Origin of the sequence: Rhizobium sp. RAF56, assembly GCF_052113965.1 — a bacterium.
Taxonomy (GTDB): domain Bacteria; phylum Pseudomonadota; class Alphaproteobacteria; order Rhizobiales; family Rhizobiaceae; genus Rhizobium.
In genome coordinates, this window is record NZ_JBFRDU010000126.1 from 1 (window position 1) to 794 (window position 794).

Annotated in this window: 1 pseudogene; it reads right to left on the minus strand. The window is 59.9% G+C overall.

Annotated elements, in window-relative coordinates:
* Positions 1-794 (minus strand): annotated as a pseudogene (locus AB4048_RS28880) (IS630 family transposase); the annotation flags it as partial.

The following is a 794-nucleotide window of genomic DNA, read 5'->3' on the forward strand; positions in this document are numbered from 1 at the left end:
AGCCAGTTTTCGCGCATGAAGTGCCAGAGGTTTTCAACGGGGTTTAGCTCCGGCGATTTCGGCGGGAGTGGCAGGATGGTGATGTTTTCAGGCACGACGAGATGATTGGACATGTGCCAGCCTGCCTGATCCATGATGAGGATGGCGTGCGCATCCTCGTCAACATGGCGGGCGATTTCCGCCAGGTGCTGCGTCATCGCGTGGGTGTCGCACCACGGCATGACGAGAGCTGCCGCCTTGCCAAGCTTCGGGCAGATGGCACCGAAGATATAGGCCGATCTTGTGCGTTGATCATGCGGCGCGGAAGGCCGCGTTCCCCGCCTGGCCCAGCGGCGCGTGATCTTGTTCTTCTGCCCGATACGGGCCTCATCCTCGAACCAAATCTCTATTCTTTTTCCTCGCGCTGCTCCGGCGGCGATTTCTGCCACTGCGGCGGGGAAACTTTTTTAAAATCCTCGATGGCTTGAGGGTCTTGCGCGTGATGTTTGGGCCTTGCAGCAAGCTTGCGATAACCCATGGCTCGGACCTCGCGGCTCAGTGTTTGCTCGCTCACAGAAACGCGGAACTCTTCCCAAAGCCATTGAGCCAAATCGCACAGACGCCAGCGAACAACGCCGTCAAGATAGGGTGTCGGCCCACGCTCGATGGCCTGCACCAAGGCCGCACGCTGCTGATCGTTCAACCTCGACTGCTGACCGGGAGCCTTGCCGTCGATCAGCCCCTGGGGACCCCGTTCGTTGAAGCGCATGACCCAGTCCCGAATGATCTGGAGCGTGACATTGCCGAGCCGGGCT